This window comes from Vibrio phycocola (assembly GCF_054404255.1).
The window spans coordinates 467,029-484,532 of sequence record NZ_JBTAMQ010000004.1 but is presented as its reverse complement, the minus strand read 5'-3'; the positions used below and the strand labels follow the sequence as shown (position 1 = coordinate 484,532).

Here is a 17,504-nt window from a genome sequence, read left to right as displayed (position 1 = left end):
TAGCTCTTAAATGAGGAACTTTATTAAAATATACGGATGGTATGAGTTGGGAAAATGACTGATAATTTCCCTAATTCATTTCTTTTTGTGCCCAATATCTCACCAAAGAGAGAAGCTCATCTGTGGATTCACTTATTTGAGGTCAAAAAAAATCGGCACATAGGCCGATAGGAAATACAACAAAGGAACGAAATTGTAAATAAATTGAGTTATTAATTAGCCAACCATAGCCAATGACGGGTAGTAATTTTCTTCAATATGATGGTGAGCAATTCGGTCGTGCATAACTTTAATAGCCTCACTAAATCCAATTTTCTTGGTTGATGTTAATTGGAAATCATTAGATTCAACTCTAGCGCAAAGGCTCGCATTCTCACCGACTTCAAGAACCATGAATAAGCCGTCATTGAAGTCATTGCTTAGGCTAATGATATCACCTACATTTGGCTGCAAAACATCATTTGACTGGCGGTTAAAGAACCAACTCTTAGGTTGAACTGGCTTATGAAAACGTTTGGCCGCAACACAATTAAGCACTAATTGAGCTTTATAGCCTTCATCTATGTTGAGGTTATGCAACGACTCTTTAAAGGTTTGAAATTCTGCCGCATCATCGACAGTAAACTGTGTTGTGCCATGAGCACATTCAACAAGTAACTTCTGGCAAAGGTTGGTACGAAAAACCAAATCTTCACCCAAGTTCAACATTAGATGTCCTTCTGATTCACAGAAGTACCAACTCCATTTGTCACTCGGCTTTAGCATGTTCTCATTCCCTTATCAGTTTTTACGACTGTTAGTCTCACAACGTCATGGTTACTAACTGCATACGGTTCATTCTAGAAGTGCTTGGGCAAAAAAAAAGAGGAAATGAATAATCACTTCCTCTTCGATAAATTGTGGTTTTTATGGAGAATTTCTAATAACGTTAAATGTTCTTAACGATCTTTTTCACTAGACCAGGTCCTTGGTAAATAAATGATGAATAAACTTGAACCAACTTAGCACCAGCAAGCATTTTTTCTTTCGCGGCAACATAAGAATCGATACCACCGACACCGATAATTGGGATTTTCTCACCCAGATTCGCATAAAGTTGTTTAACAACTTCAGTGCTTCGTAATTGAACAGGTCGACCACTCAAACCACCCGCTTCATCGCAATGTTTCATTCCTTCTACAATTGAACGATCTAAAGTGGTGTTAGTTGCTATCACGCCGTCAATATTATTTTTAAGTAGTGACTGACAAATTTGCTCGATTTCATCATTGCTTAAGTCCGGAGCAATTTTCAAAGCAATCGGTACATATTTATCATGCTGCTTTGCTAATTCACCCTGCTTAGTTTTTAGTTCTGCAAGCAGTTGATCTAGAGCTTCACCATATTGAAGTGAACGTAAACCCGGAGTATTCGGCGATGAAATATTTACCGCGATATATCCCGCATACTCGTATATTTTTTCCATGCAGATTAAGTAATCTTCAGCACCTTTCTCTAGAGGAGTGTCTTTGTTTTTTCCAATGTTGATGCCAAGAATACCATCGTAGGTAGCTTTCTTAACATTCTCAACCAATCGGTCAACGCCTTCATTGTTGAAGCCCATACGGTTAATTAACCCTTCGGCCTCAACTAAGCGAAACAATCTTGGTTTATCATTACCTGGTTGTGGACGTGGAGTTACAGTACCAACTTCAATAAATCCAAATCCCATTGCACCGAATGCATCGATACATTCACCATTTTTATCTAAGCCTGCCGCCAACCCAACTGGGTTTTTAAACGTCAATCCCATACATTCAACGGATCGATTTGGAAGATGTTGACGATAAAAGAGATCTAATGGCGTGCCATTAAAGCGTTTGAAATTGTTGATCGCAAGTTCATGTGCAACTTCAGGATCAAGTTGAAAAAAGCCAGTCCTAGCTAAGCGGTAAAGCATTGTGCCTCCAAATAAAAAAAGCCCCGTACAAACGGGGCATTATTATCACTTATTTACGGCACAATTCAAATTTAAAAGTGAGAGTTCCCTCAATGCTACCGAGAATTTAGCAAATTCATGATGGACTCCACCTACTTTGAATTCATTTAGTATGTTTTCCCATCGTTCCAAAGAACTCTTATTACTCGCAATCCACGATGCAACAAGTGATACTTCATCTTTAAGTTGATCATTGCAACCGCAACCGATTACTTGAGCAGTCAGCTGCCGTTGTTGCCAATCGAGATCTTCTCGATACGCAGCTCGAGCAAGTGCTTGCCAGTTATTATCTACAGCTTGACGATTAATTTGATCCAAGAACCAATGTAATGACAACTCTGTACCTAAATAGAAATAGATTCTGGAGGTTTGATCGACGGTAATCTTACTTTCTCTCGCAACCACACTAATATCTAGCGCTGAGTAGAGGCTTGATAGCCGTGACACATATATTGCAACATCTAGGTCCATACCTTGTTCGATCCAATCATCAGCGATGACTTGATGATCATCAATTTCCGATTGAATTAAGTAACTATCGAGATCCTTGCTGATCGTCTGCACATCTGCTTGATATAATGCGATCATATCGCTAACGGAATGTTTACCGATATGATTTCTCAGTAACCATCGAGTAACACGGCGCATCATACGACGTAAAATACTAAAGACTTGGTATTGTGCATCGCTACTTGCTACGTTATCAAGCTGACGAATTATCCCCATGGTTTCATCAAGTTTAAATATTACACGAGCGGCACTGTAAGCATTAACGATATCCACCACTTCACAGCCAGTTTCTTCTTGAAGCCTAGATGCAAAATTACACCCTACTTCATTGACCATCTGATTTGCCAATGCGGTAGCGATAATCTCTTTACGCAAAGGATGCTCTTTAAAACGCTCCAAATAGTTACCGCGTAACTTAGTTGGGAAATAGTGTTCTAAGTGTGCCTGATGGAACTCATCATCTGCTATCTCGTCAACCGCAAGGATTTCCTTAAGAGTCATTTTACCGTATGCGACAAGAACGGAAATCTCTGGTCGAGTCAATCCGACACCACGTTTCTCACGCTCTAATAATGTTTCATCATCAGGCAAATATTCTAAGTTCCGGTCAAGTGAGCCCGTTTTTTCCAAAGCGTGAATAAAGCGTAATTGTTCTTTAACTAACCCCTCGCCGAGCAACTCTGTGACTGATATGGTTTCAGATTGCTGATAAGCATCATCTAATACGATATCTCCCACTTCATCTTCCATTGACTCAAGCAGTTCGTTACGTTGTTTAAAGGTGAGATCACCTGCCGCCAAAATGGTATTCAACAGAATCTTAATATTTACTTCGTTATCTGAACAATCGACTCCACCAACATTATCGACAAAGTCAGTATTCACTCGGCCACCATTTAGTGCATATTCTACGCGCCCTAACTGCGTCAAACCGAGGTTTCCACCTTCACCAACGATTTTAGCTCGCAGTTCCTCGCCATTAATCCGAACAGAATCATTGGCTCGGTCGCCAACATCTGAATCGCTTTCTTCTTTGGATTTAACGTAGGTGCCGATACCACCATTCCACATCAGGTCGACGCGCATTTTTAAAATAAGCTTTATCAATTCATTCGGCGCGAGTGTTTTTGCATCAGTGTCGAGCATCGCTTGAATTTCAGGAGATAGAGGGATGGATTTCGCTTTACGCGAGAACACACCACCACCTTTACTGATCAACTTACTGTTATAGTCTTCCCAACTTGATCGCGGCAACTTGAACAAACGGTCACGTTCGACCCAACTTTTTTCAGGATCCGGGGTTGGATCAAGGAATATGTTAATATGGTTAAAGGCCGCGACCAGACAGGTTTGTTTTGATAACAACATGCCATTCCCAAACACATCGCCTGCCATATCACCTACTCCAGCAGCAGTAAATGGCGTGGTCTGACAATCAATTCCGATTTCACGAAAATGTCGTTTTACCGATTCCCAACCACCTTTGGCCGTTATACCCATTGCTTTGTGGTCGTATCCATTTGATCCACCAGAAGCAAAGGCATCACTTAACCAAAAATTATATTCTTCGGAGACAGAGTTTGCTAAATCTGAAAAAGTCGCAGTTCCTTTATCGGCGGCAACAACCAAATAAGGGTCATCAGCATCATGTCTCACCACTTGTAGCGGCGGTGCAACTTCGCCTTCAATAATATTGTCGGAAATATCCAACAACCCTCGAATAAATTGCTTGTAACAACGTTGTCCTTCAGCAAATATTTCATCTCTGGATGTCAGCAATGGTTGCTTCTTACAAACAAATCCACCTTTAGCCCCAACCGGAACAATGACCGTGTTCTTAACTTGTTGGGCTTTTACTAGTCCTAACACCTCTGTACGGAAATCTTCTTGACGGTCTGACCAACGTAATCCACCTCGAGCGACTTTACCACCACGTAAATGAACACCTTCAATGTCAGGCGAATAAACGAAAATTTCGTATGCCGGCACGGGTGCCGGAATCTCAGGAATACTCTTTGGATCTAATTTAATCGATAGCCAAGGTTTGTTGTTCCCGATTGAATCATTCTGAAAATAGTTAGTGCGAAGTGATGCGTCGATCATTTCCATGTAGCGACGTAATATTCGATCGTCGTCCAGGCTCTCAACTCGATCGAATTGTTCAATCAAAGTGTTGCGCATCTTCGTTTGTAACTCATCTCGTTTTGATAAACCAGGTTCAAAACGTGCGTTGAATAACTTAACCAAAAGCGTTGCTAATTTAGGGTAATGATAAAGAGTATCTTCAATGTATTGTTGACTGAATGGAAACCTCACCTGACGCATATAACGAGCATACGCCCGCAAAATCGTCACTTCACGCGCAGATAAACTTGCCGATAGTACTAAGCGGTTAAATCCATCATTCTCTATGCTGCCATTCCAGATCCCGGCAAATGCCTGCTGAAAACGATCGCGCGATTTGGCTATGTCTAGAACTTGATCACTTTTAAGTAACATCGAGAAGTCGAGGATCCAATAACTTTCGTCGTTCGATTTTTCGATCTCATAGGGCGCTTCGTCGATAACTTTCAAGCCTAAGTTTTCTAGCATAGGCATCACATCAGAAAGGTGAATAGGTTCCCTTTTATGATAGAGTTTCAACTTCACTAGCTTGGAATCGACACTCTCTTCTTGAGGACGATAAAATAGCATCCCGAGTTTATTGTCATCACTCAACGCCTCTAGCTGTTCAATATCGGCAAGAGCGGTACTTGGCAACATCGCTTCTTTATATGATCGGGGAAACGCATTGGTATATTGCTTGGTTAAAACAAGACCTTTTGTTTCACCTACATCCGAGTGAATTGCATGGCGTAATCGATCATCCCAATTGGTCGATGCTTCTTTTAAGTTTTGTTCGATCTCTTTCGCATCAAATTCACAATCATTGTTCGCGACACGGACGATATAATGTGTACGAGCTAACGACCCTTCTGAAAAGTTAACGGTATAGTCAACAACATCGTTTGAGCCAAGGCATTGCGCCAATATTTCTTGAGTGTTTCTTCGAAGCTCTGTGGTATGGCGTTCTTTCGCAATATAGACCATACAACTGTAAAAGCGACCAAATGGATCGCGGCGGATGAACAAACGGACAAGATCTCGGTCTTGCATTTGAACAACGCCCATTCCGACGTCCAATAACTCTTCTTCAGTCGCTTGAAGTAATTCATCTCTTGGGTAATTTTCAAGAATGTTGTGGAATGCTTTATAGGCATATGAGCCTTTTAGATACCCACTTGAGTTTAAAATCCTGCCAACTTTTTCGCGAACCAATGGAATAGAACCAACGGTTTGGTTGTAGACCGATGATGTATACAAACCAGTGAATCGGTGTTCGCCTATCACTTTTCCATTTTTGTCGAATTTTTTAATCCCAACGTAATCGTTATACGCAGGACGATGGATATGCGATTGCCCATTCCCTTTGGTCAAAATCAGTAAATAGGGTTTGGTGGCTTCTTTTCTCGCAAGATCAGAAAAATCAGCAAGATTCACTTTGCGAACTCGTTCTTTATTCGAAAAAAGTCCTAAACCAGGCGTTTTCGTTGGCGACAGGTACGTTTCACCTTTTTCTTCAACAAGGTCATATTCTTTATACCCAAGAAACGTAAAATTGTGGTTGCCTAACCAACGTAAAAACTCCAATGACTCGTCGAATCGATCTTTATCCATTGGAATTTGTTTGGTTTGTTTCTCAAGACCGCTGATCACTTTTTCAAGTTGAGTTGACATCAACTTCCAATCTTTCACGACAAGAGCGGTGTCTTTTAGTATTCGTTCAAGTTCCGCTTGGAGTGAGGCTAGTTGCTCAGCATCATCAATGCGATCAACCTCAATGTGGAACATCGAGTAAAGGTTTCCTTTAGATTCATTGATAGATACAACTTGTTGTTTAGCATCTCGCTCAAGATAGGTCGGTCCATGAAGCATAATATGCGTGTTAAGATCCAACCGCACCAAACACATCTTAATGGAATCGACTAAAAACGCGGAATCTGGAACTATAATCTCGACGATAGTATGAGTTGATTGCCACCCTTTTCCACTAACTGATGGATTAAACGCACGTACCGATCGTTCATCAGGATCCACTTCATTGAGGTGCTGCCAGAGACTCATGACCGCACCGTACAAATCCGACTCAGTCCTTTCTGTCAAATCATCCATCGAAATGTTATTCAATAAATATTGCGCGAGCTGTTTAACTCGCTCTTGTTGTGTTGATTCCAGCTTAGTTTCTATTAAGTCAAAAACTTTACTGATTAATACTGGTTGGAAAGAATCTAGTGAGCCCATAGAACACTCCGCCACTTTTGCTGAAATAAATCACTAATGCTTAACGTGATAACGGTTTCCAATAATCATAGTTGTAGACTACTGAAATAGTCGAATAATCCACTAGACAGATTAAAATAAGATGAGACATGTCATAGTTTTGGTTAAATTTTTGTTAAACTCACAAATTTATTGTTGGCGTCGGTGGTAAGTACAAACCGACCTTGGATTCCCGTATGGGTTAAAAAAGACCGGAACCTGGAGGCTGGAAGTTGAAGTTTTAAGCCACATTCAGTCACAATCAATACATTAGATGCCTGACCAGAGTAATATTGCGAATAGGATTGGTAAGTAACAGAAAAAGTAAAATAATACTGTTTCATATTCTTATCTCTTCGGTAAGGTATCTTGGTAGCAAACACTCTTGCTACCAAGATCGTTTAAGTTACTTGCTTTCTAAAGCTTTTGTTACTTTTTCATAAAGATCACTCGCAAGATCATCTTTAGCTGCAAGCATTTCCAATTGTTCCTTCATTAATTTCTGACGCTTCTCGTCATAGCGTTTAAATTTCAACAAAGGATCAATCAAACGAGAAGCAACTTGAGGATTGCTTGCATTGAGTTTGACTAAAACCTCGCCTGCAAACTGGTAACCTTCTCCAGATATTGAGTGAAAAGCGGTTGGGTTATTGTTAAAGAAAGACCCTACTAGGCTGCGGATTCGATTCGGATTCTTAAACGTAAATGCACTATGAGTTAACGTATTTTTAACCACCTCTAACGCATTTTCGGCTGGGTTCGTGCCCTGCAGAATAAACCATTTATCCATCACCAACCCATCATTTGACCATTTGTCACTGTAGTCTGCTAATAAGGTTTCACGACATGATAACGATGCCTGGTTAGCCGCGGTCATCGCTGCCATCGTATCTGTCATATTGTTACTGGTGTTATATTGCTCAACAACCAACGAATTACCGACTTCTAGATAGGCAAGATACCCTAAACAGGTATTGCGTAGCGTTCGTTTACCTATAGACTCATGCTCAATACTGTATGCTGTTTGTTTCAATACATGATACGAAGCCAGCAGTTCGTCTTGTAATTGATTGGCCAAATAAATTTTAATGCCTTTAAGCACCTGAGCAATACGGTCAACATCAACGGTTTGATACCACCCAGACACTTCATTGTGACCAGGTAACGTTAGCATTTCAGCAATAAATGCAGGTTCTAATTGAGAATCTAACAAGGCTCCACGATAAGCATCGACGACATTTTCCGGCAACGTAACTTCTTCATTTGAAGCCACAAAACGCTTGATATACTTTGCAAGTAATGACTGGCCAGCATCCCACCGAGCAAAATCATTTTTTGACTTGGCCATAAGAAAGACAAGTTCGTCATCGCTATAATCATAATGTAATTTTACCGGTGCCGAAAATTCTCTCAACATTGATGGAATCGGCTGCGACGTAACCGCTTCAAACTCAAATGTTTGCTCTTCCTCGGTGATATTAAGTACATTGCCGATCGACTTTCCATTACACTGTAACTCAACGACATCACCGTTCGCGTAATAGAACTCTACATCAAACGGAATGTGCAAAGGTTCTTTAACACCCTGGTCGTTAGTTGGTGGCGTTGATTGTTTAATAGTGACAGTATAACGTTTTTCTGATGCTAGATAGTCTGTTGTCACGTATAACTCTGGTGTCCCCGATTGACTATACCATCGACGAAATTGAGTTAAATTAATTCCTGATGCATCTTCCATCGCAGAGACAAAGTTCTCACAGGTCGCTGCAGTACCATCGTGCCTTTCAAAATAGAGCTTCATGCCCTTTTGAAACCCATCTTCTCCCAACAAAGTATGCATCATTCGAATCACTTCACTGCCTTTCTCATACACTGTAAGCGTGTAAAAGTTGTTCATTTCAATGACTTTATCTGGACGAATTGGGTGTGACATTGGCGAAGCATCTTCGGCGAACTGTGGACCTCGAATTATGCGAACATTGTTAATTCGGTTGACGGCACGTGAGCCTAAGTCGGAAGAAAACTCCTGATCTCTAAATACCGTTAAGCCCTCTTTTAAGCTTAATTGAAACCAATCGCGACACGTAACTCTATTTCCTGTCCAGTTATGAAAATACTCGTGACCAATAACCGCCTCGATACCTAGGTAATCGGTATCCGTTGCCGTTTGCTCATTTGCCAAGACAAACTTTGAGTTAAAGACGTTAAGTCCCTTATTCTCCATTGCACCCATATTGAAAAAGTCGACTGCGACTATCATGTAAATATCTAGGTCATATTCCAACCCAAATCGTTCTTCATCCCACTTCATCGAATTAATAAGCGAGGCCATCGCATGGTGAGCACGATTTAGGTTACCTTTATCTACATAGATTTCTAATGCGACTTCTCGTTTGCTTTTTGTTATAAAAATATCTCGCAATACATCAAAATCACCGGCGACTAGAGCAAAGAGATAAGCAGGCTTAGGGTGTGGGTCCTCCCATGAAACCCAATGTTTTCCATCGGTTAATTCACCGCGGTCCAATTCGTTGCCATTGCTCAATAAATAGGGATATAGAGACTTATCAGCAATGACTGTTGTGGTAAAACACGCTAAGTTATCGGGACGGTCAAGATAATAGGTTATACGACGAAAGCCTTCTGCTTCACATTGAGTGCAAAACGCGCCTTCCGATTTATACAATCCTTCGAGAGCAGTGTTGTTAACTGGTGCTATTTGAGTCACGATAACCATCGTGAATGAATTCGGTAGGTTGGAGATAATCAGCTCGCTTTCGGTTCGCTGATAATCGTGCCACTCTTGTTCATTGATCGAAAGCGAGACAAGCTGCAGATTATCACCAGCAAGAACTAAACTGTCAGATTTACCGGTCTGTTCGACCTCAGAGATCGCAACTACCGTTGTCTCTGTGTCATGGAGATCAAAGGTCAAATCGACGTTGGTAATATGATGAGTTGGAGCTACATAATCTTTACGATACTTAGCTTTTGGAGAGTGTGACATAGGGAATCCTTATCCGAGCTAATAAGTTTATTCGGTATTTTAATGGTTGATATTCACCGAAGAATATCTAGTACTTTAGGTCAACGATTAAGAAACCTCAACCGATATAATGCTAATTAACCTATTGATTTGGTAACTTATACAAGCATCGATGAAATAATTAGCTCATAAGAGTAATTTGTCTGAATTTATCGATTAGCCAAAAAAAACGAGCCATTAAGGCTCGTTTATTTACATCAATTTAAAGATCTTACTTTACAACATCATCAGCCATGTCGACAGTTATCGCGACTGCTTCATCTAAATAAGCGTCAGGAGCAACATAGTCTTTCGGAACATCATCCAAGTTAGCAAATAAGGTTTCACCAGTCGCTTCACGACGAAGGTTGATACGTTCTAATTTTTTCGCATCCAGATCTTCGATCTCTTTATTTCGTTCGGCGAAATTCAATGAAACTAAATTGTTGTCTTTGTTCTTTTTATACTCAGCAATATCTTGATCAATAAAGCCAAATTCCAAATCAGATGTAATTCGTTTTTTATGCTTACTGGTCAAATCAGCAATCACTGTCTGATAATCATTAAGCGTGTTGTATTCAACATGCTCAATACTATCCCAAGGCAACGCATTGTCTTCAACACTCTCACCAGTTTCGGCCGGATCAATCGGCGTAGGGAAAGCTATATCAGGCTTAACACCTTTATTTTGGGTACTACCACCATCAATACGATAAAACTTTTGGATAGTGTACTGTACATAGCCCAGTTCATTGTCGAATACGTCATAAATATTATTCAGTGAACGGTGCTGTTGAACAGTCCCTTTACCATAGGAGTTTTCTCCCAAAATAATGGCGCGACCATAATCTTGCAGTGCCGCCGCAAAAATTTCAGATGCTGATGCACTGTAGCGGTTAATGAGAACAGTAACTGGCCCGTCATAGCTAACTACACCATCAGTATCGCTGTTTACATTTACTCGCCCGTAACTATCACGAACTTGGACAACAGCCCCTTCAGTTATAAATAGCCCACTAAGCGCGGTCGCTTCAGATAAAGCTCCACCGCCGTTGTTACGTAAATCAACAACAATGCCATCGATACCCTGTTGTTTGAGCTCTTCAATTAACTTGTGAGTATCTTCAGCTAAACCGACATAGAAGCTAGGTACTTCAAGAACACCAACTTTACGGCCATCAAGCTCAATTACCTCAGATTTAACGGCGCGATCTTCAAGGCGAATCTCATCACGAACAATTGTTACAACGTGACTTTTTGCATCATTTCCCTCTGGAAGGATTTGTAAATTAACTTTAGTGCCCTTAGGCCCTTTAATTAATTGAACAATATCATCTAAACGCCAACCAATAATATCAACGATCTCTTCACCGTCTTGACCAACGCCGACAATACGATCGCCTTCTGTTAGTTGATTGCTGTTAGAAGCCGGTCCACCAGCAACGAGAGAATTAATCACAGTGTAATCGTCTTGCAATTGCAAAACGGCACCAATGCCTTCTAGAGATAGATTCATCTCTGAGCGGAACTGCTCTGCATTTCTAGGTGATAAGTAACTGGTATGTGGATCCACCTCACGAGCAAAGGCATTCATATAAAGTTGAAATACATCTTCACTGTGGGTCTGAGTTAAACGACGAATCGCGTTGTTATAACGTTTTGACAAGGTGGTTTTAATTTCCGACCACTCTTTACCAGCTAGCTTTAAATTGAGAGCATCATATTTAACTCTTTTACGCCACAGCTCATCAAGTTCTGACTCATCAATAGGCCAATTCGCCTCTGAACGGTCGAGATCCATGCTCTCTTTACTATCAAAGTTAATTTCGTTGTCTAGCAGAGATAATGCATATTGATAACGTTCAAAGCGACGTTTTACGGATAAATTGTATACAGCAAATGCTGCATCATTTTTGCCGTCTTTAAGCTGATCATCAAGAGAAATGGCATCATTATTAAAACCATTAATATCAGATTGCGTAAAAATATTTCGATTAAAATCAAGAAGCTCTAGATAACGCTCAAAAATTCTTTGCGAAAATTCATCGTTAAGATTGATGTGCTGGTAATGAAAGCGAGTAAAACGAAATGCGACCCGCTTGGCCGCGGTAGCGTGTTGAGATTCAGCAGCGAGTATTGGTAGTTGTTTTTCTGACACCACTGGCTCGACAGCCTGAACAGACGAAACTGCCAACCAAAGGCTGGCAGTTATCATCGTCAATCTTGAATTGAATTTCATGCGTAGGAGCTTCTCCTTTATGCGCGTAAGTGCTCTGCCTTAACAACCATTTGCAAGCCGTTGACGAGTCGAATACGTACATCATCTTTATTAAGTTCAACAATGGTCGCAGCCATATTGCCCTTGCCCATGGTTACATTGACTTCTTTTCCGACACTAAGTTCATCTTTAGTAAGCGCTCGAGTAGGAATTTCTTGTTTAGGTGGCTTAGATTTCGTAGACCGAGGAGTTTGAGGCTTCTTCGCTTTTGGCTTAGCCTTGTTAGCTTTAGCTGCTTCTTTATTTTTCTCTTCTTGCTGTTGTTTACGACGAGCCTGAACACGAGCTTTACTTTCTGCTAGCGTAGTTTGTGCATGTTCAACGTGTTCTTGCTCTATTTCGCCACAGCTTGCTCCATCTAAATCAACACGTTCAGTGCCTGGCTTTACACCATGTAGATAGCGCCATGAAGAAGTATACTGTCGCAGAGCAGCCCGAAGTTGAGTTTTACTTACTTTTTCATCTTCGGCCAAACGTTCAGAAAGGTCTTGAAAAATACCGATTTTTAGTGGTTTTGCTTCACCTTCTAATGTAAAGCATTTAGGGAAACATTCAGCAATGTAGGCAATCACTTCTTTGCTGTTTTTTAATTTTTCAGTATTTTCCATCTTGGTTCCTGGTCATCGCGGTTCAACCGCAAAAAATATAACAATAATTATGTTCGTCATTATAGTGGGGTAAATAGGAAAAACCACTATCAATCAACAAAAACTCGCCTATTCGGGTATCATTTAAGCAGCTTTTCTATGTTAGACATCAGTTCGGTGAGTCCAATTTCGTCTTGTTGCGAAAATCTCGCTAAAGTTGGGCTATCAATATCCAATACCCCTGCCAACTCTCCAGAGACTCGAAAAGGGATAACAATTTCAGATTGACTCTCTGCATCGCAAGCAATATGTCCAGGAAACTGATTTACATCATCTACTCGTAATACTTGGTCTTGAGCAAAAGCATTCCCACATACACCACGTCCCAATGGGATACGAACACAAGCTGGTTTGCCTTGAAATGGACCTAAAACGAGTTGCTGATCACGCAATAGGTAAAAACCGACCCAATTAATATTCTCAAGTTCTAAATTTAGCAATGCACTAATATTAGAAAGATTTGCGATCAAATCAGGTTCATCTTCAGTAAGTGCAGCAGCTTGACGAGTTAAGCGTTGGTAGTCAGATAAAGTCATTGCTTCTTTGCCATTGTATTTTAGGGATGAATATCTAAATGTGTTCCCGATAAATAATCGATACTTATGTGAACCTAAAAGAATTCATTTATCAATACCCAATTTATAGGTGAGCTGATACTTAATGTACAGCTTAGAATAGTAAAATTAACACTATGTTGATAATTTACCACTAATTTCTGTCACTTGACGGCTAGGCCTTTCGATGAATAATGTGGTAGTGTTGTTTCGCATCAACGATGATGGAAGTCATGTAATTTGAAACCTTTGCCAATACGTATTTGTCAACACTGTAACCTATCGGTCTCAGTGACACCGCTCGATAAACGTCAAAGTGCCTACTGTCCGCGTTGTAACACCTTACTGTATCAAACAGGTTCTGCTTCTCTTTCTGGCAACTTACCAATAGCCATTACCTGTATAGCTCTCTTAATTCCCTGCCTTTTGTATAACTACCTTCATATTATCCTGTTTGGTGTCGAGATTAATGCCTCTTTCTACCAAGGAGTGCTTGCTCTTATAAGCGAAAATTACTTACCTCTGGCAGGCCTGGTGTTATTTTGCGGTTTCATCGCACCACTGCTAGTCTGCCTATGTGTGATATCAACGCACTACGCGCTGCATAAAAAGTGGTTTGTCTTATTCGATAAAAGTTTAAAACTGATTCATTTGCTCAAGCACTGGGTTATGGTCGATGTCTTTTTGGTTAGCATCGCGATTTCGTGCTTTAAACTCAAAGAGTATGCGGATATCGTGACTTCGCCTCCACTCTACGGCTTACTGTTGTTACAAATATTAACGATTATCCTAGTTAGCCGAGTCAGTGTGCGTCGTTATTGGGAGAGTTGGCATGGTGAGTCACTCTACAACTTTCGAACTAAAGAAATACATTGTAGTCATTGCCATTTGTCACAACCAGCGAATAAACAGTGTGCTCGATGCTTACATCCTCTAAGTGGCGATCAACACACGTCTCAGCGCACTTCCGTTCAAAAAACGTGGGCGTATCTGCTCTCTGCCCTTATATGTTTTATCCCAGCAAACTGGTTTGCTATTTCGATTCTGTTTTCTAATGGTGAGAGAACGGAAGATACGATATTTTCTGGCGTTGTAGCGCTAATTAATAGCGGTATGGTTGGAATAGCCATTATCATTTTTGTCGCGAGTATACTCGTACCCGCAATTAAAATTATTGGCCTCAGCTATCTATTAATCTCTGTTCACTTCAAACATATACGATTTCGACGTCAACGTATGATCATTTACTTTATTCTTAAGTGGATTGGTAAATGGTCTATGATTGACTTATTTGTTATATCAATCATGTTAACCTTAATCGACAGAGGTCAAGTGCTCGACTTTGCTCCGGGCCCCGGCGCTATCGCTTTCGGTTTGGTTGTTGTTTTTACTATGCTTGCTACGGACAGTTTTAATCCCAAGTCATTGTGGGCAAACCAAGAAAAAGCTCTCACTACGGAATCTCCTAAAAATGGATAATCAAAATAAAACACCGCAAATCAATGAACCAAATGTAAAAAACATGCGTTCATTGTCGCCTTTATGGTTGTTGCCGCTAGTGACGTTGGTGTTGACTGGGTGGCTAGTTTATCAATCAGTACAAGATGCTGGTGAGCGTATCCAGATTCACTTCTCAGACGCTCAGGGACTTATGGCTGGGCGAACACCGATAAAATATCAAGGCTTGGAAATCGGCATGGTACGTGAGATCAAGCTTGAAAGAGAATCGGATAACATTTATGTCGAAGCCGACATTTACCCCGAAGCTGAATACCTTCTTAGTGGCAGCACGCGTTTCTGGTTAGTAAAGCCCACCGCTTCTTTATCTGGCGTCTCTGGATTAGATGCATTGATTTCAGGAAACTATATTGCTTTATTCCCCGGTGAAAATGATGGTGAAGCCGCGCCAACATCCTACAAGGCACTAAGGAGCGCGCCTCTGGACGTTGGGAAAAGTGACGGTTTAAATATCACACTCAAAGCTCGTGATCTGGGTGGTATAAATATCGGTTCGCCAATCATTTACAAACGCATTCCAATTGGTGAAGTTTATAGCTATCAACTTGATTCCAGTGAAAAATCAGTCAATTTACAAGTCTCTATCAACCCAGAATTCGAAGATATAATCACCGATAAAAGTCGATTTTGGAACGTCAGTGGCATTGCCGCAAAAATCAATATGGCTGGTGTGGACGTACAATTTGAAGACTTGAGCGCTCTTATTAATGGTGCCATTGCCGTTGACTCTCCTGATGAAGGTGACGGGGTAACAGATAGCGCCATATTTAGACTTTATGACAACATCGATTCTGCAGGACGTGGAATCTTAATAAACATCATCTTGCCTGAAAACCATAACCTTAATGAAAGCTCTTCGACGATAAACTATCGCGGTATTGAAGTTGGCGCGATCAATCGGATTAAATTTGATAAAAAACGAAAATCCATCATTGCAACAGCTGCAATTCAACCAGCCTTTGCCGATCTATTAAAGGAAAATAGCCAATTTATCATCGAAGAAGCTGAACTTTCGTTTCACGGTATAAAGCATCTCTCCAATTTAATTACTGGAAACTCTTTACAACTGATATCGGGTGAAGGCGAACCTTCTCGACACTTCGTCGCGATCAATCAAGAAAGTTATAACCAACTCGAAACCAATGCGACTAAAGTCATTCTTGAAGGTGAAGATACCTTTGGTATCAATGTCGGTAGCGATGTTAAATATCGAGGCGTACCCGTCGGGCGATTAACGGACATCTCTCTCGATCATGATAAAGTCAAGTTTGAGCTCTATATTCAAAATGAGTACATTCACTTAATCCGTAGTAATAATAAATTTTATGTTACTGGACGAATGGAAGCGGACATTACTGATCGTGGCGTGAAATTAGACATGCCACCGATAGCAGATTTCGTTATTGGTGCCATCAATTTTATCAGTGAAGGTGATCAAAAGGTTCAATCTACTTATCACCTATATCCTGATCATAGCTCCGCCGAGCTTGCTAAATTTAATCAAAGTGGCTCAGAGACATATCACTTATTTACGGACAAGTTGCCTTCAATATCAATAAATAGTCCTGTGCTGTATCACAATATTACGGTGGGCTCAGTGAGTGACTTTGGACTCGCGGAAAATGGTGTCGACGTTCAAATCCAAATTGAGCAACGTTACAAACATTTAGTGAACGACAACACCGTTTTTTGGAATCAGTCAGGAGTCAATATTAATGCCTCACTCGCCGGTGTAGATATTCAAACTGGCTCGCTAGAGTCTATTGTGCGTGGCGGAATCTCATTCGATACGGCTCCACAAAAAGGTAAACGTCAGGATGGCAAATGGAAACTATATGATAGCTACCAACACTCAATGCGTTCTGGTGTAGAAATCTCTCTATCTGCCAGCGAGTCATATCAATTGTCCCCTGGTACTCAAATTCAATATCAAGGCATAACGGTGGGTGAAACGACAGAAATAACGCCCAACTTCAACGATGGTTCTGTCACCATCAAAGCACAAATTTTCCCACAGTTCGTCGAACCCATGACCAAATCTGGAGCCTATTATTGGATTCAGCAATCGTCTAGTCCTGTGGAACAGGTATCAAATTTAAAGAGTTTATTGGTCAAAACCATAAGCGTTGAACCAGGTACAGGGAAGCCAAGACATCAGTTCCAACTCAATACGGCCCCGCAAGTTAAGGGCGGTTTAACGGTTGTTTTACAAAGTGAGAAACGTAATTCAATATCTGTCGGCACCGCTATCACCTATCGCGGAATGAAGGTAGGCAAAGTGATCGATGTGCACTTGGGAGAACTGGCCGACCGAGTCATCATCGTTGCCAATATCGAGAATAAATACGCTTATTTGGTCAGACAAAATACGATATTTTGGAACAACTCTGGTATTGATGTCTCTGTCGGGCTATCAGGAGCAGAAGTTAAAACAGGCAGCCTGGACAGTATATTGAGCGGAGGTATCGCTTTCACAACCCCAGAGACACCTCAAATAAAACCCGTCGCAGAGAATGAGGATGTTTACTATCTCAATAACACGAAAAAGAAAGAATGGGACAATTGGAAGCAACCGATACCAAAACCCTAGCTTTTGATTTAAACTAATACCGAACTAAATGCAGCGATATCGCTG

10 protein-coding genes are annotated in these 17,504 nt (G+C 40.8%); 2 read left to right on the top strand and 8 right to left on the bottom strand.

The genetic code is table 11. The features are described from left to right. Positions 1 to 216 precede the first annotated feature (216 nt). The 8 genes from ACXJY6_RS08415 to ACXJY6_RS08380 form a co-directional block, all read right to left on the bottom strand. Positions 217 to 765 carry a cell division protein ZapC gene (locus ACXJY6_RS08415; RefSeq protein ID WP_456049695.1) on the bottom strand — a complete coding sequence of 183 codons (549 nt, stop codon included), beginning with the start codon at positions 763 to 765 and terminating at the stop codon, positions 217 to 219. Positions 766 to 928: 163 nt separating this feature from the next. Next, complete coding sequence (pyrD, locus tag ACXJY6_RS08410) at positions 929 to 1,939, bottom strand: quinone-dependent dihydroorotate dehydrogenase (RefSeq protein ID WP_458768047.1); 1,011 nt, start codon at positions 1,937 to 1,939, stop codon at positions 929 to 931. Positions 1,940 to 1,984: 45 nt separating this feature from the next. Next, complete coding sequence (locus ACXJY6_RS08405) at positions 1,985 to 6,829, bottom strand: NAD-glutamate dehydrogenase (RefSeq protein WP_458768046.1); 4,845 nt, start codon at positions 6,827 to 6,829, stop codon at positions 1,985 to 1,987. A 143-nt stretch (positions 6,830 to 6,972) separates the two neighbouring features. Further along, positions 6,973 to 7,191, bottom strand: coding sequence for a DUF2835 domain-containing protein (locus tag ACXJY6_RS08400; RefSeq protein ID WP_456049692.1), 219 nt, complete (start codon positions 7,189 to 7,191; stop codon positions 6,973 to 6,975). A 62-nt stretch (positions 7,192 to 7,253) separates the two neighbouring features. Then, complete coding sequence (gene pepN / locus ACXJY6_RS08395) at positions 7,254 to 9,854, bottom strand: aminopeptidase N (protein ID WP_458768045.1); 2,601 nt, start codon at positions 9,852 to 9,854, stop codon at positions 7,254 to 7,256. A 250-nt stretch (positions 9,855 to 10,104) separates the two neighbouring features. Beyond that, entirely contained in the window at positions 10,105 to 12,111 is a 2,007-nt protein-coding gene (gene prc, locus ACXJY6_RS08390; protein ID WP_458768044.1) for a carboxy terminal-processing peptidase, read from the bottom strand. 17 nt (positions 12,112 to 12,128) lie between these two features. Then, complete coding sequence (gene proQ / locus ACXJY6_RS08385; protein WP_456049689.1) at positions 12,129 to 12,758, bottom strand: RNA chaperone ProQ; 630 nt, start codon at positions 12,756 to 12,758, stop codon at positions 12,129 to 12,131. Positions 12,759 to 12,877: 119 nt separating this feature from the next. Then, positions 12,878 to 13,333, bottom strand: coding sequence for a free L-methionine (R)-S-oxide reductase MsrC (locus tag ACXJY6_RS08380; protein ID WP_458768043.1), 456 nt, complete (start codon positions 13,331 to 13,333; stop codon positions 12,878 to 12,880). A gap of 258 nt (positions 13,334 to 13,591) precedes the next feature. On the opposite strand from ACXJY6_RS08380, the gene ACXJY6_RS08375 reads away from it, so the two are divergent. Then, a complete protein-coding gene (locus ACXJY6_RS08375; protein ID WP_458768042.1) occupies positions 13,592 to 14,830 on the top strand; it encodes a PqiA/YebS family transporter subunit in 1,239 nt (412 codons plus the stop codon). Continuing rightward, complete coding sequence (locus ACXJY6_RS08370) at positions 14,823 to 17,459, top strand: PqiB family protein (protein WP_458768041.1); 2,637 nt, start codon at positions 14,823 to 14,825, stop codon at positions 17,457 to 17,459. Before ACXJY6_RS08375 ends, ACXJY6_RS08370 begins: the two co-directional genes overlap by 8 nt. The last annotated feature ends 45 nt before the right edge of the window (positions 17,460 to 17,504 follow it).

Excerpts from the sequence above, each read along its gene's own strand:
- ACXJY6_RS08400 (WP_456049692.1), bottom strand. The coding sequence starts at position 7,191 with ATGAAACAGTATTATTTTACTTTTTCTGTTACTTACCAATCCTATTCG.
- ACXJY6_RS08415 (WP_456049695.1), bottom strand. The coding sequence starts at position 765 with ATGCTAAAGCCGAGTGACAAATGGAGTTGGTACTTCTGTGAATCAGAA.
- prc (WP_458768044.1), bottom strand. The coding sequence starts at position 12,111 with ATGAAATTCAATTCAAGATTGACGATGATAACTGCCAGCCTTTGGTTG.
- pyrD (WP_458768047.1), bottom strand. The coding sequence starts at position 1,939 with ATGCTTTACCGCTTAGCTAGGACTGGCTTTTTTCAACTTGATCCTGAA.
- pepN (WP_458768045.1), bottom strand. The coding sequence starts at position 9,854 with ATGTCACACTCTCCAAAAGCTAAGTATCGTAAAGATTATGTAGCTCCA.
- ACXJY6_RS08380 (WP_458768043.1), bottom strand. The coding sequence starts at position 13,333 with ATGACTTTATCTGACTACCAACGCTTAACTCGTCAAGCTGCTGCACTT.
- ACXJY6_RS08370 (WP_458768041.1), top strand. The coding sequence starts at position 14,823 with ATGGATAATCAAAATAAAACACCGCAAATCAATGAACCAAATGTAAAA.
- proQ (WP_456049689.1), bottom strand. The coding sequence starts at position 12,758 with ATGGAAAATACTGAAAAATTAAAAAACAGCAAAGAAGTGATTGCCTAC.
- ACXJY6_RS08405 (WP_458768046.1), bottom strand. The coding sequence starts at position 6,829 with ATGGGCTCACTAGATTCTTTCCAACCAGTATTAATCAGTAAAGTTTTT.